This window comes from Pseudoalteromonas sp. P1-13-1a (assembly GCF_001401875.1).
Taxonomy (GTDB): domain Bacteria; phylum Pseudomonadota; class Gammaproteobacteria; order Enterobacterales; family Alteromonadaceae; genus Pseudoalteromonas.
Map to the genome: position 1 here is coordinate 66,179 of NZ_LKDV01000014.1, position 23,937 is coordinate 90,115.

At 40.9% G+C, this 23,937-nt stretch carries 16 protein-coding genes; 10 read left to right on the forward strand and 6 right to left on the reverse strand.

The window, feature by feature from the left end:
• Nucleotides 1–177 precede the first annotated feature (177 nt).
• The 8 genes from AN391_RS10630 to AN391_RS10665 all read left to right on the forward strand — a co-directional run bounded on the left by AN391_RS10630 (nt 178) and on the right by AN391_RS10665 (nt 12,219).
• Nucleotides 178–2,886, forward strand: coding sequence for an endo alpha-1,4 polygalactosaminidase (locus tag AN391_RS10630; protein WP_055015379.1), 2,709 nt, complete (start codon nt 178–180; stop codon nt 2,884–2,886).
• Complete coding sequence (locus AN391_RS10635) at nt 2,886–6,173, forward strand: tetratricopeptide repeat protein (RefSeq protein WP_055015380.1); 3,288 nt, start codon at nt 2,886–2,888, stop codon at nt 6,171–6,173. The genes AN391_RS10630 and AN391_RS10635 overlap by 1 nt, the downstream gene beginning before the upstream one ends.
• A gap of 14 nt (nt 6,174–6,187) precedes the next feature.
• Nucleotides 6,188–6,703 (forward strand): hypothetical protein, encoded by a 516-nt coding sequence (locus AN391_RS10640; protein WP_055015381.1) that lies wholly within the window; start codon nt 6,188–6,190, stop codon nt 6,701–6,703.
• On the forward strand, nt 6,700–7,995 hold the full coding sequence (locus tag AN391_RS10645) for a PelD GGDEF domain-containing protein (RefSeq protein ID WP_055015382.1): 1,296 nt from the start codon (nt 6,700–6,702) through the stop codon (nt 7,993–7,995). The genes AN391_RS10640 and AN391_RS10645 overlap by 4 nt, the downstream gene beginning before the upstream one ends.
• Nucleotides 7,988–8,971 (forward strand): HEAT repeat domain-containing protein, encoded by a 984-nt coding sequence (locus tag AN391_RS10650; RefSeq protein WP_055015383.1) that lies wholly within the window; start codon nt 7,988–7,990, stop codon nt 8,969–8,971. The genes AN391_RS10645 and AN391_RS10650 overlap by 8 nt, the downstream gene beginning before the upstream one ends.
• Nucleotides 8,964–10,481 carry a GT4 family glycosyltransferase PelF gene (gene pelF / locus AN391_RS10655; RefSeq protein WP_055015384.1) on the forward strand — a complete coding sequence of 506 codons (1,518 nt, stop codon included), beginning with the start codon at nt 8,964–8,966 and terminating at the stop codon, nt 10,479–10,481. Before AN391_RS10650 ends, pelF begins: the two co-directional genes overlap by 8 nt.
• Entirely contained in the window at nt 10,469–11,833 is a 1,365-nt protein-coding gene (gene pelG / locus AN391_RS10660) for an exopolysaccharide Pel transporter PelG (RefSeq protein ID WP_055015385.1), read from the forward strand. Before pelF ends, pelG begins: the two co-directional genes overlap by 13 nt.
• A 68-nt stretch (nt 11,834–11,901) precedes the next feature.
• Nucleotides 11,902–12,219, forward strand: coding sequence for a hypothetical protein (locus tag AN391_RS10665; RefSeq protein WP_055015386.1), 318 nt, complete (start codon nt 11,902–11,904; stop codon nt 12,217–12,219).
• Between the two features lie 94 nt (nt 12,220–12,313).
• On the opposite strand, the gene AN391_RS10670 is transcribed toward AN391_RS10665, so the two are convergent.
• From AN391_RS10670 to AN391_RS10680, 3 genes are all read right to left on the reverse strand, one after another.
• The gene (locus AN391_RS10670) at nt 12,314–13,315 is read right to left on the reverse strand and encodes a D-Ala-D-Ala carboxypeptidase family metallohydrolase (protein ID WP_055015387.1); all 1,002 of its coding nucleotides are present in this window, start codon (nt 13,313–13,315) and stop codon (nt 12,314–12,316) included.
• A 15-nt stretch (nt 13,316–13,330) separates the two neighbouring features.
• On the reverse strand, nt 13,331–14,647 hold the full coding sequence (locus AN391_RS10675; RefSeq protein WP_055015388.1) for a murein L,D-transpeptidase: 1,317 nt from the start codon (nt 14,645–14,647) through the stop codon (nt 13,331–13,333).
• Nucleotides 14,648–14,858: 211 nt separating this feature from the next.
• Entirely contained in the window at nt 14,859–15,836 is a 978-nt protein-coding gene (locus AN391_RS10680; protein WP_055015389.1) for a DNA topoisomerase IB, read from the reverse strand.
• A gap of 244 nt (nt 15,837–16,080) precedes the next feature.
• Here AN391_RS10680 and AN391_RS10685 point away from each other — a divergent pair, with 244 nt between their 5' ends.
• Entirely contained in the window at nt 16,081–17,967 is a 1,887-nt protein-coding gene (locus AN391_RS10685) for a hypothetical protein (protein ID WP_055015390.1), read from the forward strand.
• A 294-nt stretch (nt 17,968–18,261) separates the two neighbouring features.
• Entirely contained in the window at nt 18,262–19,092 is an 831-nt protein-coding gene (gene purU, locus AN391_RS10690; protein WP_055015391.1) for a formyltetrahydrofolate deformylase, read from the forward strand.
• A gap of 284 nt (nt 19,093–19,376) precedes the next feature.
• Here the strand turns inward: purU and AN391_RS10695 are convergent, their stop codons facing one another.
• The 3 genes from AN391_RS10695 to acs all read right to left on the reverse strand — a co-directional run bounded on the left by AN391_RS10695 (nt 19,377) and on the right by acs (nt 23,865).
• Complete coding sequence (locus tag AN391_RS10695) at nt 19,377–20,972, reverse strand: AbgT family transporter (protein WP_055015392.1); 1,596 nt, start codon at nt 20,970–20,972, stop codon at nt 19,377–19,379.
• Between the two features lie 197 nt (nt 20,973–21,169).
• Nucleotides 21,170–21,820 carry a response regulator transcription factor gene (locus AN391_RS10700; RefSeq protein ID WP_055015393.1) on the reverse strand — a complete coding sequence of 217 codons (651 nt, stop codon included), beginning with the start codon at nt 21,818–21,820 and terminating at the stop codon, nt 21,170–21,172.
• A 104-nt stretch (nt 21,821–21,924) separates the two neighbouring features.
• Nucleotides 21,925–23,865 carry an acetate--CoA ligase gene (gene acs / locus AN391_RS10705; protein WP_055015394.1) on the reverse strand — a complete coding sequence of 647 codons (1,941 nt, stop codon included), beginning with the start codon at nt 23,863–23,865 and terminating at the stop codon, nt 21,925–21,927.
• Between the last annotated feature and the right edge of the window lie 72 nt (nt 23,866–23,937).

Here is a 23,937-nt window from a genome sequence, read left to right on the forward strand (position 1 = left end):
CGTTTTTATTACCTTTTATTTAGTTAACACTTAAGCAATAGAGCCGGTCTTCACCTCACATTAAGGTAGCCAGGCATTTTTATTTAACATATAATCATCACAATTCTAATAATAAATACTTATACGAAAAACGGAACAATGTTCAACGTTAACTTAGGCTGTGGTTTTTAAAAAATAATGAAGTATTTCTTATATCTAACGTTGTTAATTTGTTTAAACGTGTGCGCTCAACCTGCCAGTAAGAGTATTGCTTTTTACTATTCATCGCCCATGCCACTGGCTGAAATGACCTTTTATTCACGGGTTGTTGTGCAACCACAAAATATCACTAAACACGAACTGAATTGGCTAAAAGAGCGTGATATTAGTGTATATGCTTATCTGAGTGTAGGAGAATCGTATACTGAGAATGAATCTTCAGTAGCTCAAAACCCACATTGGGATAGCCACATTGCTGATTTAACCGCTGAGCATTGGCAACAACACTTGCAAAAACAAGCGAATCAGTTAAAGCAACGCGGCTTTAACGGTTTGTTTTTAGACACGCTCGACAGCTACCAATTATTAAAACCCGATTACGATAAAGCAGCTCAACAAGCGGGCCTTGTTGATATAATTAAAGGTTTGTCGAGTACGTTTAACAAACACTTAATCCTCAACAGAGGATTTGAGTTATTGCCTAAGCTTAATAATTACGCATCTGATTTAGTTGCCGAAGGACTCTTTAGCCACTTTAACCCAGTCGATAACAGTTACAAACTCACCACTGTGGATGATCAAAACTGGTTAAATGCACAGCTTAACAAAGCACAAAAACTTGGCTTTAATGTGCAGGTTATTGACTATGCAAGACCGCAGGCTCGCCTTGCAATGGCAAAACAAATTAGCGATCAAGGCTATGCACCTTGGGTTACTGATGGACACCTTCAAACTTGGGGGACATCAAGCATCCAGCCTGTGCCTAGGCGTATACTCATTCCGTATAACAGTAATGTAAAGCCACTGATATACACCACTGTCCATTTAAAACTTGCCACAATGATTGAGTATTTAGGCTACATCCCCGATTACATTGATGTAGCAAATACGCCTTTACCTAAAGTAGATACTAGCCTCCATGCTGGCATTATCTCGTGGACAACGAGCGATCAGTTTTATGATGCTCAAGTTATTGAGTGGCTCGAAGGTAATTTGGGGGTGGTACCACAACTGATTCTCGGCGAGCTTCCACCCTCTAATAAATTATTACAAAGTTTAGGGGTAGAAACCCTTAACACTCCCTCAAATGGGCCTTATAAGCTTGCAACGATGGTACCTTGGCTAAAGGGTGAATCTTCCAGCGCGCCCGCTATTGTAAAACCGTATTTATTAACACTTACTACGAACGCGCAATCATTAATATCAATACACGCTGACGATGGCACCACGCTAACTCAGGCCAGCAAAACAAAGTACGGTGCACTCATTGCGGCCCCCTGGCTAATAGATACATTACCTATGGAGGGCAGCAACTGGGTTGTAGACCCAGTTGCTTTATTAACTGATGCGATGGGACTTGCACCAATACTTGCCCCTGATACCACCACATTAAGTGGCCGGCGGATGCTGACACTGCATATTGATGGCGACGGTTTCACGAGCATTGCGCACTTTGCAGGTAAGCCTTATGCTGCAGAAATAATCCGTGATGAATTTATAAAAAAATATAAGCTGCCATTAACCTCTTCAATTATTCAAGCTGATATTGAACCTAATGGATTGCATAGCGCTGACAGCCCAAAGCTTGAAAAAATAGCCAAAGAAATATTTGCGCTTCCCTATGTTGAGGTTGCATCACACACCTACAGCCACCCCTATTTTTGGACAGCCTTATCTGGCAGAAAAGAAATAGATAAAGACGATACCGACTACGGGTTTCATTTAGATGTTCCCGGCTATGACGCCATAGACTTAAACAAAGAAATAACTGGTTCAATAAATTACATTAATGAGCGACTCGCACCAAAAAACAAAAAAACCGTAATGATGCTATGGTCAGGTGATGCGACCCCTGGGCCTAAAGCGCTTGAGCTTGCACGAAATGCGGGAGTAATTAACGTAAATGGAGGAAATACCGACGTCAATGCTGATAACCCAAGCTTGTCGCATATTTCGCCTATTGGCCGCCCTGAGCGAGATTTGCTGTATCAAATATACGCCCCTATTTTAAACGAAAATGTTTACACTAACTTATGGCATGGCCCTTACTATGGCTTTAAGCGTTTAGTAGAGACATTTGAAATAACCGAGAAGCCATACAGGTTAAAACCTTACACAATTTACTTTCATTTTTACTCTGGCGAGGTGCCGGCGGGGCTTGACGCGCTGCATTACAATGTGGATTATGTATTAGCCAGAGAAAACACCCCTGTGCATTTGAGCCAATATGCACGTATCGCCAAAGATTTTTATTTCTCTGCGCTTGCTAAAAATGCGCGTGGCGAATGGCTCTTTAGCTCTAAATATATAAAAACGCTACGCTTGCCTGCTATTTTTGATGTACCTAACATGACTAACAGCCACGGTATTTTAGGGGTAACGGCGAAAGGCAATTATATTCACGTGGGCGATGAAATAGCCACAATCAACTTTGATCATACAACCCCTGATAACCAACCTTATTTGCTTTCTGCCAATGTAGCGTTTAGTCATTGGCAGGTAAACGGCCCTGTCAGCTTTAAAGCGTGGATTGAAGCTAAAATTGAGCTAAGAAATGCCCAAAACTGTCAGTTTATCTCTCATATGGGTGAGCGTTACAGTGGAAAAACGTTTGGTAATAAAACGCAGTTTACATTACCTGCTGGCGAATTTTATGGCTATTTAAACTGCGCAACAAGGGCTCAATGATGAATAATAAAAAACGCCCTCACTTAGTGTCTGTTAAAACTATTTTAATTATTTTAGCCGTAAGCTGCTTTTCTCTTTACGCGCTGTTCCCACACACCCTCTTTTTTGAAGACGACTCATTATCGCAAGATTATACCTTTGAAAAAACCTACTTAAATGCCGCGTTAAGTACAGACCCCTACAATGAAAAACTACGTGCAAAAAAAATAGCCATTCATATTGGTTTAAATGAATATTCACAAGCAACTAGCGAGCTTAAAAAGCTTCCTAAAAGTGATAAAAAAACTGAGCTAGAAATTAAACTTTTATACGCACTATGGGTTGATAGCGGTGCTAAAAAAGATGACCGTTTTGAAGAATTAACTCTTAAATTGTCGGCATTCACACATTGGGATGAACAATTATTAGAAATAGCCAAAGCAACAGGGCTTAATACAAGCGTAGCCCAATACTATGAGCGATACGCTCAGCCATTACTAGCCGCTGATTTTTGGTTAAGCGCTGGAGAGCCAGCCAAGGCCTTGGCCATTTATAAAACCCATATAAATGCTGATGTAGCTCAAAAAGCAATTGAAACTGCGCTTGGCGCTAACAACACAAAGCAAGCCTACCGATGGTGGAAAAAATACGGTGATACGGCAAATTCTGAGCGTACATTATATTATGCAAGCCTAGCAGGTGATGATGCAGCCGCCTTGAAAGCGGTTGAAATATTACTAAAAGCACAACCTAATAACAGCGAGTATTTAACCAAAGCCATGCATTTACGCTTAGCTAATGGCGATGCACCAGGGGCTGAGCAATTAATCGCAAAGTTATTACGTAAAACCCCAAATAATAAAGCGCTTAGGCTTTTAAACTGGAAAATTATGCGCTGGCAAAACAAACCAAAGCAAGCGCTTAAAGAATTTAAATGGTTAATGGCTCACAAAGCCGTTGATGTGGCTATGCTGACCGATAGTATTAATGACGCCAACGCTCTTTACTTGTACCAAGACGCTAACGACATTTACGAATATAAAGCCCAGAACAGGCAACTTAAAGGCAATGGCTTTGCAAATTGGATGCAAACCAACGAATTTATTGGTAATGCAAAACAAGAGCTTAACCATATTGAGCGCTATGAACAAATAAACGGTAAAACACCACTTTCTCAATTTTGGAAAGCCAAGGTGTTACACGATACCGGTAATTTAGCTGGATTAAGAGCCTTGTGGCCTCACTACGCAGGGCCAAAAAACGAAGAAGATTTACTCTGGCTTGCAAGAGCACATTGGTTGAATGATGACTTTACAACTGCTTTGACCATTCTAAAGCAAAAAGCGCACAGTAACGATGATGAGTTTTGGAGTGCACGTGTTGATATGGCTATGCGTGTGAACGATAAACAAGAAGAGTTGTACGCCTTAGAGCAATTAAAAAACATCACCCCTTTGAGTGTAGGTGATATGCTGCATTATCAGCAGTTAAAATTTGCCGACAACCCACAAGGTTTATTAAATTACCTATGGCAGCAAGCGCCATTGACCGATAGACAATTAATTCAAATCACCTTATTAAGTACGCAAATTGGCGATGAAAAACATGTTACACGTATTCATCAGGCACTTGAAAAGCAGCGTTATAATAAAGCGCTTTACCCAGCCTGGTTAATCTTATCAAACTGGTACCAAAACCAAAGTGACTTAAACTACGCGTACACAACACTTAACCGTGCAGCAAAACTAAGCGAATACAATCCCGATGTGGTACTGGCACAAGGCTGGCTTGCATTACAAATGCACGACACCATTATGATTAAGCGTATTTTAGCTAACTACTCAAGCAATGAGCCCAACCGAGATTGGGCACAATTACTGGCGAGTTTATCTATTCATCAAAAAGCCTTTAATAGTGCTTACTTTTATCTGCGCCAGTTAGCTATTAGTAATCCTCGGGATTTAACCACTTTAGTAAATTTAGCCGATGTGATGAACCAATTAGGCTACTACGCTAACGCCAGCGAACTTAAACATTATTTATTAAACCATTTACCAAAAGACAAATACGCATACCGCGGTTTAATGATCCAGTGGGCAGGTGCTATGGCCGTGCCCCACTTACGCCAATTTAGTAGCTTAGATGACATAGCGCCTGAGGCTATAAACAACGCAACCGCTAACTGGTGGTTAGCAAGACGGGCTGCACAAAAGCTTGATCCATGGCAAAAGCTACAATTAGCTATGAGCAACGGCGAATTTAATAAAGTGAAGGCGCTGGTAAATACACAAACGTTAGGCAAAGTAGATGAACTCAGCGCTTTATTATATTTAAAGCAACCTTATGCAACTATGCAGCATTGGTATGAGGAGTTAACACAAGAGCCAACACTAGCCGAAACGTCTTTATTACGTAATGCCCGCACCAGCTACTTTAGAGCATTAGAGATTAATCTATCGCCCGAGGCAGGTCTAAACACTAGCCAATACGATGTAAATGTTTATTTTCCGTATGCTAAAGGGCAATGGAAACTAAGTATTAGTAATCAGCAAAATCTAAATAACAACGGGTTACTGTTTGCCATTGAAGATAAAATGACGTGGGGCCGCTGGTACTTTGATGCAAAAGTAGACTCGCATCAGGGCAAATTAATGAGCCGCCAAGGCCTGAGCCTAGATGCGCGTTACCAATGGAACTCTCGCACGCAGGTAGGTGTAAAACTTGAGCACAATGTTGAAAACCGTCAGTCAGAAACCTTGCTTAGCTTTGCTAAATTAAATAAAACCACGGCTTATATTAATTACGCCATTGATGGTCGCCAAAACGTGCAGCTCTCGGCAGCTGCAATGGCGTTTAAACGCCGCAGCGATAGCTCAACGCTTGTAAAAGGCCAAGAATACAACGCCCGCTATCAATACACTATTTTAAAAGACCGCCCTATTTGGAATACCTATTTTAGTGCGCAATGGCAAGACTTTGAGCGCACACTCGCCCCTTTAGGTGTAGACCAAAGAGCACGACCGCAACTTATTGATATACAACCATTTAGGCGCTTTGCTCTGGGTACCTCGCTTTCGTCAAACACAAACTTAGCTCCGCCATACTTAGGCGAAAGTCCCTCATGGTTATTTGACATCAGTACGGGTTATCAAACGTTAAATGATACCCTTGATGTGTCAGTATCAAGTGGAGCAGGCTGGTCTGTGCTAGGGGATGACTTATTTAAATTACAACTGGGTTATCAAAGTAGTAATAAAGTGGGCAACTCAGATACACAATTACAATTGGGCTATTACGTACATTTTTAATGTTAGGAGAGAATATGTTTCGTTTAATCATACCGTGTTTGGTATTAGTGCTCAGCGCATGTACCACCAGCCGTGTGGCTGATGATGTAGAGCTGGGACCATCAACTACCGTGGCGTTACTGCCTTTGGTAAATCATGCGCAAACCCCACTAGCTGGTGAACGTGCAGAAGATATACTGGCTAGTATTTGGCAGCAAAATAAGCTACCAAAGTTATTACGTGCACCGCGAAATAATAACAAGGAGCTTCCGCCGCTTGATGACCAATACCGCCTTGATAACGCTATGCAGTGGCTAAACACGCAGCAAACAGACTATGTATTATCAGGCAGCATTGAAGAATGGCGTTATAAAGCAGGCCTCGATGGTGAGCCTGTAGTAGCACTAACACTCAGCTTAACGGCTACAGGTCAAACAACACCACTTTGGACCGGTACTATCGCCAAAAGTGGCTGGGGACGCGATAGTATTGCCGCCACAGCACAAGATGTTATTGCCGATTTAATTTCGTACATTGAGGTTAGTGAGTGAAAACACATTTTTTTCGACCAAGAGAGGTCCCTGAGCTACAAATTTGGGCTGAGGTAATTATATTTACCACGCTTGCAATTGTACTGCCGGTTATATTTAACGCCGCAGACCCCTTTTGGACGGAAAATGGGTTTTCGTGGCCAGTCCTAGGGCCGCTGTTAGTGGCTCTACGCTACGGTTTTTCAAAAGGTTTTATAAGTATATTATGTTTATTAGCTGGGCAGTTATTGTTAAGTGAAAGCCAGGTATTAGCGCAACCTAGCGAGTTTAATATCAACGCTATGATTGGTTATTTAATTGTTATTATGATTGCTGGCGAATTCAGAGATGTATGGGAGCGCACCAATCACCAGCAAAGCATTGAACTTGAATATGTCACTAACCGATTAGAGACCTTTACCCGCCAATATCATTTAATAAACTCATCCCATGACCGGATTGAGCAAATGCTGGCAGGTCATACTCTTAGCCTTCGCGAATCACTTCAAGCGGTTCGGGCCGTTATCGGGCAACTAACACAAAGACGCTTAGACAGTGCAGCAACAAGCATTTTAAACTTATTTGTTGAGTATGGCTCACTCGAAAAAGCCGCACTTTATAAAGTAGAAAACAACGCCATAATAGAGCCGCCCTTAGCAAGTATAGGTGCTATGGGGGAGCTAAAGCTGGACGACCCACTTATAAAAGCTATGTTTGAAGAGCGCGAATTGGTTTCGGTAAAAGAGATTAAAAATACGTTTAGCCAATACCACATTGCTATCCCACTGGTTGATATTAATAACACCATTTATGGGGTTATTTTAGTACAAAACATTCAATTTTTTGCGCTCAAAAACACCACTCTCACCTTGCTTGCGGTTATGGCCGGTAATATCGGTGATTTACTTCGCCATGAAATAACCAACCCGGTAATGACCCCAGAAGAAACACCTTATTTTGTAAGGCAGCTACGCAGAGCAAACAAAGAAGCTAAACGCTATAACATTCCCTCGCAGCTGCTTAAACTAAAAGCAGTGCAAACAAGTGAGGAGTCGCGTCAGTTGTTAGAGTATTTAAGTGAGGCTCGTCGGGGACTAGATATTTACCTTTACGACAGTGAGAACCACACTCTGTTATTGCTTATGCCAATGGCAAATGAACTGGATAAAAGCGGATTTATATCGCGCATTAACACATGGTGTATTGAACACTTTGGCAAAACCATTGAGCAACTGCATATTAAAATAGAAGAACAAATGGCCTTACCAATAAGTAGCGAACACATCGCTAAGCTAGTTGCACCTCATGATTAAAATTATTGCTGCCGCTTTTATTGGCTGTTTATGTGAATACTTTGCGTTTGCGCATATTTTAGATGCGCCTAACTGGCTATTGATTGTTTTATTGCATGGCATTGCTAGCCTGTGCTTTACCTTTGTTAGCCATGCTTTTATGCCTAACAAATATAAAACCACCTTAAAAAGTGGCTCAGCGCTGTTATTTTTGCTGCTGTTTACCTTGCCAGTGTTTGGTATTTTAGGGGTGGTATTTGCCATTACTTTTGCCCTTAGTAAACCGCTTAAAAACAGCGACGTTGATATTGTAGAGCACAAGGTTCCTGCCCTGCCTTTTGAAGCAAGAAGTGTTTCAGCAACGCCTATTTACTCAATGGGTGGATTAAAAGCTATTTTAAAACACGCCAGTGAGCCCAATAAACGCCTAAGTGCAGTAATGGCTGCTCGGCACATGAGCGATGCCCAGGCTATTCCTATTCTCAAACTGGCCTTAAAAGACTTAGAAGATGATATTCGCTTACTTGCCTATTCAACTTTAGATAGCAAAGAAACAAAACTGAACGAAAAAATAAGCCAGTGCCAGCAAGACATAGCCAATACTACTCAGCAACCCAAATTAAGCAATCTGCAGCGCCAACAAGCAGAGCTTTATTGGGAGCTTAGTTACTTAGGGTTAGCACAAGGCGCACTAAAGAAATACGTACTAGAGAAAGCAGAAACACTGACTTTAACAAGTATAGAGTTTGATCCTCAACCAGCAAGCTATGTGTTTTTAGGGCGTATTCAGCTAGCGCTGGGTAAATTAAATGATGCACAACAAAACTTAAATCTAGCCACTCAATTGGGCATGGCCAGACGCCACGTATTGCCTTATAAAGCCGAAGTTGCCTTTGGATTACATAATTACACTGACTGTCAGCGCTATCTCGAAGAATTAGCGCTACAGCCCAAGGGTTCTGAGTTACGCCATTTACAGGAGTATTGGCATGAGTGAAAAAAAAGCTGACATTCTACTCTTACTTGAAGGCACTTACCCCTATGTTAGGGGCGGCGTATCAAGCTGGGTGCACCAGATAATAGAAGGCCTACCCCATTATAACTTTGAACTTGTATTTGTCGGTGGCGCACCCGAACACTACAGCGATATTCAATACACGTTACCAAGTAATGTGACAAAACTGCACGAACATTATTTAGTTACGCCCCATAATGCAAAAATAAGCGCTAAACATGGCGTTAAATATAAAAAAGAGCTGTTTGATTTTTGGCAGCAACTGCAAAGCTATTTCCGTGACTGTAAAGATCCTATCCCCACAGAGTTAGTCAAGTTTGCCTTTGAAAACCTAGCTAAAAAAAGTGGCATAAACGAAACCGATTTTTTATATAGCGAATCGTCGTGGCAAGTACTGGCAAACTATTATTTAACCTATTGCGATGAATCCTCATTTATCGACTTTTTTTGGTCGTACAGAAATTTATATAAACCGCTGTTTAAAATAGCCGAAATAGCTCGCTCCCTCCCCGATGTTAAACTGATTCATTCTATTTCGACAGGTTATGCGGGCATATTAGGCGCAGGTGCAAGCGTTATACACAACACGCCATTTTTGCTTACCGAGCACGGTATTTACACTAAAGAACGTAAAATAGATTTAATACAAGCTAGCTGGATAAAAGAGTCTGAGCAAAGTCTCGGTAAAAACCTAAATACTGAAATGGGCTTTATTCGCCGAATGTGGATCAGCTTCTTTGAGCAAATTGGCCGCACTACTTATCATCAGGCAGACAAAATCATTTCTCTGTATGAGGGTAACAGACAACGACAAATTAAAGATGGCGCCAGTGAAAGCAAAGCCTCGGTAGTCCCTAATGGTATAAAAACAAAACGCTTTGTTGATGCACTTAACGCAAGACCTAAATCGGTCCCGAGGGTGGTTGGGTTAATTGGCCGTGTAGTGCCAATTAAAGATATTAAAACCTTTATCCGTGCCATTAAAGAGGTCCAAGCCAACATGCCAGAAATAGAAGGCTGGATTATAGGCCCTTTTGAGGAAGACCCACAGTATTACAAAGAGTGTCAGTTACTGGTAAGCAGCCTAGATTTGAGCAAAAACATTACGTTTACCGGCATGCAAAACATTGCAGAAATACTCCCCAAATTAGGTCTTGTGGCGTTGACTTCAATTTCTGAAGCACAGCCTCTGGTATTGCTTGAAGCAATGGCTGCAGGCGTACCTGTGCTTGCAAGTGACGTAGGATCGTGCCGAGAAATAATAGAAGGAGGAAGCGAAGAAGACAAGGCGCTTGGTAAGGCTGGCGAAGTAGTGTCTATTGCTTCACCTAGCGAGACCGCACAGCAAATAAACACGATATTACAAAACGAGCAAACATGGTATCAGTACCAACAAAGCGGCCTCAAACGTGTTAAAACATACTACGACGAGAGCCACATGTTTGCCCGTTACGATAAACTTTACAAGGATACAATCGCATGGCCGGAATAGGTTTTGAGATACGTAAAATTCTCAAAAAAAATACCCTACTCTCTGTTTTTGAAGCCTACGGTTACGCAGGATTAATAGGCTCAGGGCCTTGGCTACTTTCTATTATAGCGCTCATGCTCATTGGTATTTTAAGCTTGGGTGTTGTACTGCCTAAAGTATTAATTGTTCAATTTTTAACGCTCATTACCTACATGATGGCAGCGTCTCTTATATTAACTGGCGGACTACAGCTGTTATTAACACGCTTTGTTGCCGATCTGTTTTTTCAAAAAAAGGATGAGCAAGTACTGCCTAACTTACTGGGGGCACAACTAGTAACAACAGTTGCGGCCTTGCTTATTGGTTTAGCCGTTTGGCCAATACTACCGTTGCCCGTAGTCACTAAAATAATCATATTGGGGGCATTTGTAAGCTTATGTAACCAATGGCTTGGCGCTATATTTTTATCAGGAATGAAAGAATACCGGCTTATTTTAGTGACCATGTTAAGCGGTTACAGCTTTATGGTGTTACTGGCATTTTTACTGCGCGACTGGCAAATAGACGGGTTGTTTTTTGCGTTTTTTGCCGGTGAAGCGCTACTGTTTTTTAGCTTTTTGTTTATGATTATTCGCCGCTACCCCGGCGGTGAACTTATTAGTTTTGATTTTTTAAACAATAAAAAAGTGTATTACAGTCTCTTTTTTTGTGGGCTCTTTTACAATGTAGGCGTGTGGGCCGATAAAATTATTTTTTGGTATACCCCCGCTACCTCTATTCAAATTATTGGCACATTAAGAGCAAGCCCTATTTACGACCTGCCTATATTCTTAGCCTATTTAACCATTATTCCAGGCATGGCGGTATTTTTAGTCAGAATGGAAACCGACTTTGTAGAACAGTACGACCGTTTTTATACCGCCATTAGAGGAGGCTCATCACTTGAAGAAATTTTTTACCTAAAAGATAAAATGGTGCAAACAGCGCAAGGCGGCCTTTACGATATATTTAAAATCCAAGGTATAACCGTTGCGTGCTTATTATTGTGGGGCGAACAAATACTGAGCTTTATTGGTATAGACCCTAACTACAAAACACTGTTGTTTATTGATGTGGTGGGTGTAGGTGTACAGGTAATATTTTTATCTATTTTAAATATTTTATTTTATCTAGATAAGCGTGCCACCGTATTATTTTTATCTGGGCTGTTTTTGTTTATCAATATTGTATTTACGATTGCCTCAATTGCATTAGGGCCACAGTTTTATGGTTACGGTTTTGCGCTCTCGACTATAATTACTTCGGTCGTTGGCCTGTATTGGCTATCAAAACAATTTGAAGAGCTTGAGTACGAAACTTTTATGCTACAGTAGATTACCAGTACCATTATAGGTAACTTACAATAATAAAGCTAACGATAAATAAAAAGGACTTAACTTTAATGAAAAAAGGAATTACTACGCGCTTTAATATCTTTGCGAGTATAGCTTTGTGGGCTATTAGTTTGTTGTGTACGTTAATGACATTTGATGTAGGAAATACATATCAAACGAATAGCCTTATTGATATTTATATACACTCGTTCACAGTAAAAATGGCGCTACTACTAGCAATGTGGATTATAAGCGCCTGTATTTTGTCAGCACTGTTTAAAGAAATTTGGAACCGTTTAATTTCTGATATTTTCAACCTGCGCTTAATCCATTTTAACGAGTCTTATACCTTAAGTGTTTTAATAACATGGCTGGTATTGATTTAAAGCTTTGCACTTAAATTGTGAGTAAGCTATAAAACGTGATCAACATTTAGCAATACTTATTTTGCTAACGTAATAACTGACCACTAAACATATATTATTTACTCACCCAGCGCGCTTTAAAACCCCGTGTATCAACATGTATAAATGCGCCGCGGTGCGACTTAGGCCCGTAAACACCTAAACCGCCTAATAAGCCTTTGAATGACTCTCGCTTAGCAAGCGACTCCACTATACCAGCCATCGCCTGTGCATCGCCAATAGAGTGCTTACCGTCGTTGTTTATGTCATCCATACGGTAGTCGCCATCGTTATCTATAAATATATCCGCAGCGTCGCCAAACACATGGCGGCTAAGCTTTACATTACCAATGGCTTTATTGTAATAAGGGGTGCGGTAACCGCTCATTACCACCATATTTTTAACTGGTATGTTTTCTAAAATCAGCTCTTTGCGTATTTTTTCAAGTTTAAGTAACAACTTGTTTTGTAAAAATAAGTATTTAGGGTGTTTACTTCGTTGCTTACTCACAAATTCTTTAAGAGAAAAATGCGGTGATATTTTTGTATTTTCGTTCTCAGGTGTCACCTTTACAAAGCCATTGGGCACTATGTAATGCTCACTGTCTTTAATTTGCGAAGGTTTTGGGTAATGACCAATATGGTAATATTTAAGCTTTCCACCTTGTACTTCACCTGCAGGCACTTTTACAAACACATTAATTGTCATGCGCTGCTTTTTGTCGGGGGATTCAATAATGACCTTTGTTAAACCTGGCTTTTTAGGTGCCCGCCACTGCCATCGGTTTGTATCAGTTAAGGTGGCGTTGCTGTCGTCATTAATAAACGAATAGCTGCGTTTTGATTGTGCGTAAAGTACTTCAAATTCAACCGCTTCATTAGGCATCACAAAAACAGAAAACACCGAATAAGGCATTACTATGTCGTTAATTTTTAGGCTAAATTCTGCATCTTCAAAATTTGCTTTATTTTGAATATTAACGCTCGGGTGCACTTTTTTTACAGGCTCTGCAGCATAACCACCTAGGCTTACGCAAAGCGCTAGTACACACCCTAAAATACATGGAATAAACGGCATGAATCCCCTCATAATCTATTTTATTAATGCAGCAATAACTGATTGCTCTTCGTCATTAAGTAATGCTTTTGTGTCGTGCTGATAAATATCATCTCTAAAATTAACGAGCATGTCCTCATCAACCCAGGCCGTCCAATACACTAAATGAATAGGTAACGGCTCATCTAAATGAAACGTTTGCGTGGTGTCGTTTACCCTAGCTTCATCCATTTGTTTTAATGTGTGAGTTTCACCTTGGTGCTTGATTATTTCACGCGCTAAAGAAAATGGCTTTTCGACTCGAATACAGCCATGCGATAACGCACGCTGTGTTTGCCCAAAGCGTTGCTTTGCTGGGGTATCGTGAACATAAATGGCTTCAGGATTTGGAAACAAATACTTCACTTCGCCAAGTGGGTTTTCATCCCCTGCACGCTTAACTAAAAAATGATCAAACTGATAGGGTTTAATAGCCTGCCAATCTATATTACTGGGGTTTACTGTTTTAGAGTCTAAGTAGCTATTTTTTCTAACTTCGATGTCATTTTTAGCAAGGTAGTGAGGATCTTTTGCCACCTTTGGCGCTATTTCTTTGGTTGCAATAGAGGTAGGTATGCGCCACTCGGGATTTACAACAAACTTTTCGATTTCGTCACTAAAGGCTGGTGTTTTCCAACTTGGTTTGCCGACGATGACGTTATTTTGTAGTTTTACCTCGCCCGCTTTTACATACCGTAATGTGTACTCAGGTATGTTTACATAAACATATTGTTCATCGCTTGAGCCAGCAAAATTAGTAATACGATAAAAATTTAGCTTTAACTTATTTAGCTTCACCTTTGCAGGTACATTTAATTTAGCAACAGTGCGTTTGCCAACGCGTCCATCAACCTTTAAGCCATGGCGGCGCTGAAATTGCTTTACGGCCTGTTCAATTTGTTGATCAAAAGTACACTCCGCATCGGTACATGCATTATTTTTTAAATCACGCTCCTGGTATAAACGCTCTGCAAGCAAGTTTACCTCTTTACCTGTACTGCCTAATTCAAGCAGTTCACTTATTTGCAGCGGAATAAAACCACCATTGCTGACAATTTCTTTATACCAGTTAATTGCTTTTTCAGTACGTTCTATTAGTTGTGCTGCATTTTGATCAAAGTAGTAGTTTTGGTTACTTTTAAGGTGCTGCTGCGAGCTATAGGTGATTAATGAAGAGCCTGCTAATGCAGTACTTTCAAGCTCAGAGGCGGCCAAAGCAGGTAAAGAGCTTATGCAAGCTCCCCCTATAAAAGCGGTGCTTAATGTGATGCTTTTTACCTTTTTAGACACTTGGTTTGAAAATAACCCCTTCATTGTGTACCTCCTCGCTAAATATCGTTGATAAATGCTTTTGTACTTACTGCTAATCAGTAACAAGAAGGTGCAACGCCAGTGCCAAACTTAAATATAACTTTAATCAATTGATATTAAACAAGTTTTAATATATTCCATTTTTAATACAAGCAGGTTTAGTGTATCGCATTGTGTAATTAATTTGCTGTAGTGTGTAAAGTTGCCACAGCAATTAATCCTTTAAAAAGGCTAAAAAACCACGTTCATAGCGGCTTAAATATTTTGTTTTTCGTGGTAAAGATAATGACTCTCGCCACGCAGTTTGGGTTTGCTCATCCTCTTTACACAAGGCAATTAAATCAGGATGAACATACGATTTACGGGCAATAGCTGGCGTGTTACCTAGCTGTTCAGACACGCTCTCGAGCATACTTTTTAAGCTAAGTGCACCTTTTGCTTTTACTAGTTGCTTAAAGGCAATAACACTGGCTCGCCAAGTTCTAAAGTGCTTAGCGCTAAAGTCCTCGCCCATTATTTGTTGAATATACTGGTTAATTTCACTAGAGGTTACGTTTGTGCGCTCTCCATCGCTAATATATTGAAATAAATGCTGGCCGGGCAAATCTTGAAGATCTTTAATTACATGACTAAGCATTCTGTCGGTTATGTTTACCTCGCGCTCTTTGCCCGATTTAGCCCGATACCGTAGCTGTATATTTTTACCCGTCAGCTTGGCATGGCGTGTACGCAATGTGGTGGCGCCAAAGCTTTTGTTCTGCTTTACATTTCGCTCATTCCCAACTCTCAAAGCGCCTAGGTCCATAAGTCTAACTACCGCAGCCAGGGTTCGCTCTACACTGAGCTCATCTCCTTGTAAATCGTTTTCTAAACGGGCACGTAAAAGGGGGAGCTTGTTGCCAAATATACCGCATGATTGATATTTTTTAGCCTCCTGCTGGGCTCTAAACTCAGGGTGATAACGATACTGCTTGCGACCTTTGCTATCAAACCCGGTAGCTAAAATATGGCCATTTTCTTCAGGGCAAAACCAGACATTTTTATAAGCGGGCGGAAACGCTAACGCATTTAAACGATCAATCACTTTTTGCTCGTTAATTTGCTTGCCTATAGGGTCAAAGTACAGCCACGTTTTGTTTTTGCGCTTACGAGTTATACCGGGTAAATTATCATCTACGTAAATCAGTTTCATTTGCGCTCCAAGCAACTTAAACCATTTTTAACAAATGTATCACTGTAAAATAACCTTAAACTGAACAACGTAATTGATATATAATCAAAAATTCAATAATAATATAAAAAAGCTCGCGTTTAATTGCCTGGTTCAGCATATAAACAGCACCTTGTGGCTCAGTTTAGCCATGCTTAAATCTGGTCAAAATACACGCAAATAATAACCTCCCCTTCAAAAATGTGCTGTTTAAAAGGAGCATACAATGGCATTTGATTATGGTTCTATTGATCTAGGATTAAAAAACCCCTTTAAACTAGAGGGTAAAGTAACTGCAGCAAGAGGTCTTGTTGAGTCAATTACAGGCATCAGTTTACTTGTTATAGCTGCAAGCTCGGTGAAAGAAGATACCACCGCAGGCTGGGTTTTAATGCTGTTTGGCATGTTCATTTTAGCGCTGGGTATTCGCTCTTTATCAACGGGTATTTATGCTACCTTAAAATACTTTGTTGGCAGGAATCACCCCACTTCGCTTGCGTACAACTTTAGTAAGTCAGAAAGCTCTACAGCGCAGGAAGAAAAAAATGAGGTTGCCTATAATGCTCAATCACTTGAAGAAATGCTGGTTGGTCGTAAAAACAGTACTTTTAAAGAACCAAACGGCTTTTTATCTCGTTTGTTACACAGCTTAATCCCCAAACTATTATTTTTACCTTATCCTATACGCAATGTCGCACAGCGGTTATTTGGCTCGTGGGTGAGTACGCTTGTTGCACTCGTTGCTTATGGGCTTGTTGCCTTTGTTTCGTTGTCGGGCTTTACCGGCGAAGCCGGCGAATTAGCCTTTCCGGTTTACAGTGCTATTTTGATGTTTTATGTGCTTTTTTCTTGGCGTTCGAGTAGCAAGCCGATTTCTCGCAATGCTGAAAGAAACATTGAAGCGCTGGGAGGCGGGACATTAGCTAAAATTATTTCGTTGTCGTTTATTTTGCCTATTGTTATTGGTCTGTCTATGTCGTGGTTGATGCAAGAGCAGCATATCAGCAAGCAAGAAATAGACACATGGCTGGCGCAGCTGCCAAACTTACATGCTGGCTTGTACCTGATTGCTATTATTATATTAGCAACGTTAAGCTGCACACTTGTATTTACAATGGTTAAAGCACGCTTAAATACTGTAACCCCTAGCGCAGAAGTATCAGAATTACGTGAAAACTGGCAAGAGTCTGTTCACCCTGATGAAGTATTTATAAACCTTGATAACCTTGTTATGGCAAATAGGCGCTACAAAGAAGTGCCAAATAGAGTTTACCGCGAGTTAGACCCAAAACTGCAAGAGCAAATTGAAGGCAAAGGCGGTTTTAGAGGCGAAATGATTCAAGAGGTACAACCTAAACTTCACACTGTGGAGCTTGGAAAAAACTTTACCCTCGCAAGATTAGTTTCACTCATAAGTGCTAATTTACTTTATATTGTGGCGTTAGTATTAACGGTATTGTTAGCCTATTCATTAATAGATATTTATTACTATATAGATAGCGCTAACATTAACAATCTACAACAAGCGTTTAATAATCAAAATGTTACACAGTTTAGTAGCTTACTAATGAGCAGTGTTCATATTTTAATAATAGCAGTGATAATTAAAGCTTTTGCGCGCTTACTGGCTAACTGCGCACACTTATTTTTTGCTGAAATGCAGTTTGAATCATTACTAGTTTACTTCAAATGCGAAGGCACATTTACTGAGTCAAAAATTTCAACAGGAACCGGTATTCACGATAGCACTCGCTCTGAAAACACCTTAGTGCGTAGCAGTATAACGCCTTGGGTCATTGTCTCTCGTGTTATTTCGAGCACATTTGCAGCTACTGGCATGAAAAACCTTGAGCACCCTCGCCATATTATGGAAATGCATAAAGACGAAGGTCAATTACAAGCGATTAAAAATGATGTGATAGCCTTTCTAAAAGACCGCGAATCAATCGCTTCAATTACCAGTGAACGCGATTTAGGCAATGCATCACAAATACATCAGCTAAACCAACAGACCCGTGCAATCCCTACTCAGCAAGCTATAACGAAAGAGGATGAAGAGGCTGCAGGCTATTTAAGGCAAGAAGAAAACTCAACGCCAGAGCCCAAAGCTTAACAATCGCTTTGTTATATTTGTAAGCGCTAACCGGCTTCGCGGTTTGTAGCCTAACCAACAAGGTTACAAACCGCGCACCACCTACTAACTGTTTAACCCTTTTTGTAAACACCACCTTGTTAAAAATTGGGTGTGTATGTGCCATGCTGTTAACGTATTTTTAATTGTTCTTCACTTTATTGAATCATTTATACCTATTTGACTAATTAATTCTGAATTTACGCATAAACTCCTTGCTTTATGCGCTAAAAACCAAATAATGAAGCAATTATAATCTGGGTAAGAATGAGGAAAATGAGCTATATACTAACCACCCAATGTGACGATGATGTAGGTCTAATTGCCAAAATTACTGGGCTTTGCCACGCGCACAATTTAAATATTACACGTAATAACGAGTTTGTAGATAAAGACGCCAAACGTTTTTTTATGCGCACTGAGCTAACGGGCGAACCACAAAACGACTTTTTATCGCAATTACGCGCATTATTACCTGAGGGTGCACAACTTGCTCTGCATGATGATACAAAAACTAAAGTGGTGCTGCTTGCAACAAAAGAAGCGCATTGTTTAGGGACTGTACTACTCAAGCAATTTGAGCAAGCGTTAAATATTGAAGTATTGGCTGTAATCGCCAATTACCCAGATTTAGAACCACTAGCAAAAGGCTTTAATGTGCCTTTTCATGTTGTCTCACACGTAGGCCTAAGCCGTGCAGAGCATGATAAAAAAGTAGGTGATTTAATTGCCTCTTATAACCCAGACATTATTGGCTTGGCAAAATACATGCGCATACTAAGCCCAGAATTTGTGGGCCGGTTTGAGAACAAAATTATTAATATTCACCACTCATTTTTACCGGCCTTTATTGGCGCTAAACCGTATCATCAAGCATTTGAGCGCGGCGTAAAAATTATTGGTGCCACAGCTCACTTTGTAAATAATGAGCTAGATGAGGGCCCTATTATTTTACAAGACGTCACTAGCGTAACGCACGCTAACACTGCTGAAATGATGGCTAAAATGGGTAAAGACGTAGAAAAGACTGTATTTAGCAAAGCGCTTCAGCTTGCCTCTGAACACAAGCTATTTATTAACGGTAATAAAACCGTGGTATTTAGCTAATACCAATCCGCATAATTAAGTGTTCTATTTTGAGGATGGATAAACGTGTTGATAGCAAGGCAAAAAATTCGCTATTTAGTTGCTCTCGGCAATTGCTCCTGCATTGCTCTACCTTCTGCATCCATGCAGTCGTAAATGAGAATTTTTTAACGCAGATAGCGACACGTTTAACCCCTGAAAATGATTAAGTATTATTGCGGATTTGTATAAAACCCCTTTTACATACTATAAAGCCAGCAAAAGGGCTCTTCCCTTTTGCTGGCTTTTTTATGCCAATTAACGTGTTAAGGCGTATAGTAAATAGGTGATTCAGGCCCTACTGGCAGCCCTAAAGCAAATACCCATACGTAAAATAAAATAACCCAGCCAATAAAAAACACGATGCTGTATGGCAACATGGTGGCTACTAACGTTCCTATGCCCATGTCTTTTTTATATTTAACCGCCACCGCTAAAATAAGTCCAAAGTAGCTCATCATTGGGGTGATTAAGTTAGTTACAGAGTCACCAATACGATAAGCCGCTTGAATAGTTTCTGGCGCGTAACCAATAAGCATAAGCATAGGCACAAAAATAGGTGCTGTAATCGCCCACTGCGCCGATGATGAGCCTAAACTCAAGTTCACCAATGCACACATTAATATAAACAATACAAATACTTCTGGACCAGTTAGGTTTAAGGCCTGTAACAGGGCTGCACCGTTAATTGCCAAAATAGTGCCTAAATTAGTCCATTTAAAAAAGGCCACAAACTGTGCGGCAAAGAACACTAAAACAATATATAAACCCATTGAGCTCATGCTTTTACTCATTGCGTTAATAATGTCTTTATCGTTTTTCATACTGCCAACAACACGCCCGTAAACAAAGCCTGGCACACTAAATGTGACAAATATTATGGCAACTATGCCTTTTAAAAATGGTGAGCCTGCTACCTGGCCTGTTTCTGGATGGCGTAAAATGCCATCGGCGGGAATAATCGTCCAAGCAAATAGAGATAGCACTACTAATAGCGCGACGCCCGCCCACTTTAAACCGGTTTTTTCAAGCGCGGTAAGTGTATCAATATTGTTTTGTGATAAGTCGATGCTGGCTTCATCTGGGTTGTATTTACCTAAACGTGGCTCAACTATTTTTTCGGTAACCAGTGTACCAAGGGCGGCTATAAGTAATACCGATATCATCATGAAATACCAGTTAGCCTCAGCCCCAACCTCGTAATTTGGGTCAATCATTTGTGCGGCAGGTGTTGTGATACCCGCTAATAGTGGGTCTATTGTACCGAGTAGTAAATTAGCGCTATAACCACCAGACACACCAGCAAATGCAGCCGCTAAGCCAGCTAAAGGGTGGCGCCCTAAACTATGAAATATCATCGCTGCAAGCGGTATTAAAACCACATAACCAAGCTCTGAAGCCGTGTTAGACATAATGGCTGCAAACACCACCATAAAGGTAACTAAGCGCTTTGACGCGCCCATAACCATGCCTCGCATCGCAGCAGAGAGTAAACCTGAGTGCTCAGCAACACTTACCCCAAGTAGTGCCACTAGTACGGTGCCTAAGGGAGCAAAACCGGTAAAATTAGTAACCAGGCCAGCCATAATACGCTGAAGCCCCTCAGCACTGAGTAAGCTAACGACCTCAATCACGCCATCAGGTGCACGCCCTGCTGCGCCAACAGGCCTTGGGTCTACGGCGCTTAATCCGAACCAATCTGCTATACCACTTATCAACACAATTGAAACTGCAAATATCGCAAATAAAGTAATGGGATGCGGAAGCATATTTCCTAAAAACTCAACGGTTGCTAAGAAGCGATTAAACAAGCCGTTATTGTCTTTAGGTTGATTATTAGGTGAGTGTGTGGAGTCTGTCATACTTAGCTCTATAAATTACAAAATTGCGCTAACCTAGCATTGTTTGCAAAAGAGATCATGTATAAAAGGTAAATGACGTGTACATTTTAAGTGTAAAATTAAGTTGTGTAGAGACGAGCAGGCTTTTTAATTAAACGTTTTACAAGCTAGGGCGATTTAATAGCTGAAAATAAAACGCCCTCACTTTTATATTATATTTATGCTTGCTCTATTGGCTCTAACTGTAGTTTAGCGGCAATTAAAACAGCCTGTGTACGGTTATAGACCCCAAGCTTTCTAAAAATAGCAGTAATGTGTGCTTTTACGGTTGCCTCTGAAATATGCAATTCGTAAGCTATTTGTTTGTTTAGTAACCCTTCATGCAGGTATTGCAATACACGGTATTGCTGCGGCGTGAGCGAGGCGACTTGTGCGGCAATTTCTCTGTCCTCTCCTTCTATTTCAGCTACTTTATTTTTTAATTCGTTTGGTAGCCACGTATCGCCTTCAAGTATTTGGTTAATAGCATTGGCAATATCATCTGAAGACGATGACTTAGGAATAAAACCCATTGCACCATAACCCATTACCTTAGAGACTATGTTGATGTCTTCACTCCCTGAGACAACCGCTATGGGTAAACTTGGGTAGTCTTCGCGAATGCGGATCAGGCCATATAAATCACCATTGCCTGGCATGTGTAAATCTAGCAGTAATATATCAAGATCTTCTTGTTCGCTGAGTACTTGCAATGTGCTGTCAAAATCTGATGATTCAAATACCTCTAAATCGTCAAACTTAGCACTTAATGCTCCCTTTAGTGCCTCACGAAATAACGGATGATCATCCGCTATTAAAAACTGACTCATGGTTCGCTCCTAATAAATTCGGCCGCCAATAAGGTATAACATACTTACTGACAGCCGATATACTACGTTTAGAATCAACTTGTAATCAAGTTTTTAACGCGCATTTAACGATTTAATCGGTTTTCTATGAGCTCATCTACCACGGTTGGGTCTGCAAGGGTTGATGTATCCCCTAGCTGTTGGTGCTCATTTGCGGCTATTTTACGTAAAATTCGACGCATAATCTTACCTGAACGCGTTTTCGGTAAACCTGGCGACCATTGAATCATATCAGGGGAGGCAATCGGGCTTAGTTCTTTACGTACCCAATTACGCACTTGCGTTGTGAGCTCGTCACTGACAGTAACGCCTTCGTTTGGCGTAATGTAAACATAAATACCTTGGCCTTTAATATCATGCGGGTAACCTACTACTGCAGCCTCTGCTACTGCTTCGTGGGCTACCAGCGCGCTTTCTATTTCAGCGGTGCCTAAGCGATGCCCTGATACATTAAGCACATCGTCTACTCGCCCTGTGATCCAGTAATAGCCATCTTCATCACGACGACAACCGTCACCTGTAAAATAAACACCAGGGTAAGCACTAAAATAGGTTTGTTCAAAGCGTTCGTGATCGCCATAAACAGTACGCGCTTGTGATGGCCAGCTATCTAATATAACTAAATTACCGTCAACCGCACCTTCAAGCGTATTACCCTCTGCATCAAATAACGCGGGTGCAATACCAAAAAATGGATGGGTTGCTGAGCCAGGTTTTGTTTGGGTTGCACCCGGCAGTGGGGTGATCATAATGCCGCCTGTTTCAGTTTGCCACCACGTATCTACAATTGGGCAACTAGCGTTACCAATATTTTCGTAATACCAAGCCCATGCTTCTGGGTTGATAGGTTCACCCACCGAGCCTAAAATACGTAAGCTTTCACGCTTTGAAGACGCGGTTGGCTCATCACCTTTGGCCATTAACGCACGAATAGCCGTTGGTGCAGTGTATAAAATGGTGACGCCGTGCTTATCAATCACCTCACCCATACGCCCTGCTGTTGGATAGGTAGGCACCCCTTCAAATACTACTTGTGTACAACCATTAACCAATGGACCATAAGCAATATAGCTGTGCCCTGTGATCCAACCCACATCGGCGCTACACCAATATACGTCATCCTCTTGTAAATCAAACACGTACTCGTGGGTCATTGATGAGTAAACTAAGTAACCACCTGTAGTATGCACAACCCCTTTTGGTTGACCGGTAGAGCCCGACGTATACAAAATAAAGAGTGGATCTTCTGCATTCATGGGCTCTGGTTCGCACTGCGCAGGTAAATCAGCAACGAGATCGTGCCACCAAATGTCATGCTCGTTCCAATCAACTTCGCCACCGGTTAGCTGGTGTACAACAACATGTTCAATTGTTGTAACAGATTCTTGGGCTACCGCCTCATCTACATTAGCTTTTAATGGTACACAATTGCCCGCTCTGCGCCCTTCATCAGATGTGATCACCACTTTAGCGCCTGAGTCTTTAATACGGTCAGCAATAGCTGAAGGAGAAAAACCACCAAATACAACCGAGTGTATGGCGCCAATACGCGCACAAGCTTGCATGGCGTAAATTGCCTGCGGTGTCATTGGCATGTAAATAGCTACTCGATCACCTTTTTGTACGCCTAGTTTTTTTAAACCGTTGGCAAAGCGCGCCACTTCATCATGTAATTGTTGGTAGGTAATGTTTTCACTTTGGTTTGGGTTGTCCCCCTCCCAAATAAGCGCCACTTTATCAGCTTTGGTTTTTAAATGGCGATCAATACAATTGTAAGAAGCATTTAAAACGCCGTCTTCATACCATTTAATATCTATATGGCCTTTATCAAATGAGGTGTTTTTAACTTTGGTATAAGGAGTAAACCAATCTAAGCGCTGGCCATGTTCACGCCAAAACCCTTGTGGGTCATCAATCGACTGTTTGTAGAGTGTTTTATATTTATCGTTATCAACTAACGTCGTTTTTTCAATATGTGCAGGAACAGGATAGATACTTTGTGACATCTCAGTCTCCATTTTAATAACTTGCCATGAATTAAGGATTACTCAGCAGTACTTTATTAAGTATTAGACCTT

Excerpts from the sequence above, each read along its gene's own strand:
- pelF (WP_055015384.1), top strand. The coding sequence starts at position 8,964 with ATGAGTGAAAAAAAAGCTGACATTCTACTCTTACTTGAAGGCACTTAC.
- AN391_RS10695 (WP_055015392.1), bottom strand. The coding sequence starts at position 20,972 with ATGACAGACTCCACACACTCACCTAATAATCAACCTAAAGACAATAAC.
- AN391_RS10665 (WP_055015386.1), top strand. The coding sequence starts at position 11,902 with ATGAAAAAAGGAATTACTACGCGCTTTAATATCTTTGCGAGTATAGCT.
- AN391_RS10700 (WP_055015393.1), bottom strand. The coding sequence starts at position 21,820 with ATGAGTCAGTTTTTAATAGCGGATGATCATCCGTTATTTCGTGAGGCA.
- pelG (WP_055015385.1), top strand. The coding sequence starts at position 10,469 with ATGGCCGGAATAGGTTTTGAGATACGTAAAATTCTCAAAAAAAATACC.
- AN391_RS10675 (WP_055015388.1), bottom strand. The coding sequence starts at position 14,647 with ATGAAGGGGTTATTTTCAAACCAAGTGTCTAAAAAGGTAAAAAGCATC.
- AN391_RS10630 (WP_055015379.1), top strand. The coding sequence starts at position 178 with ATGAAGTATTTCTTATATCTAACGTTGTTAATTTGTTTAAACGTGTGC.
- acs (WP_055015394.1), bottom strand. The coding sequence starts at position 23,865 with ATGTCACAAAGTATCTATCCTGTTCCTGCACATATTGAAAAAACGACG.
- AN391_RS10680 (WP_055015389.1), bottom strand. The coding sequence starts at position 15,836 with ATGAAACTGATTTACGTAGATGATAATTTACCCGGTATAACTCGTAAG.
- AN391_RS10670 (WP_055015387.1), bottom strand. The coding sequence starts at position 13,315 with ATGCCGTTTATTCCATGTATTTTAGGGTGTGTACTAGCGCTTTGCGTA.
- purU (WP_055015391.1), top strand. The coding sequence starts at position 18,262 with ATGAGCTATATACTAACCACCCAATGTGACGATGATGTAGGTCTAATT.
- AN391_RS10650 (WP_055015383.1), top strand. The coding sequence starts at position 7,988 with ATGATTAAAATTATTGCTGCCGCTTTTATTGGCTGTTTATGTGAATAC.
- AN391_RS10640 (WP_055015381.1), top strand. The coding sequence starts at position 6,188 with ATGTTTCGTTTAATCATACCGTGTTTGGTATTAGTGCTCAGCGCATGT.
- AN391_RS10635 (WP_055015380.1), top strand. The coding sequence starts at position 2,886 with ATGAATAATAAAAAACGCCCTCACTTAGTGTCTGTTAAAACTATTTTA.
- AN391_RS10685 (WP_055015390.1), top strand. The coding sequence starts at position 16,081 with ATGGCATTTGATTATGGTTCTATTGATCTAGGATTAAAAAACCCCTTT.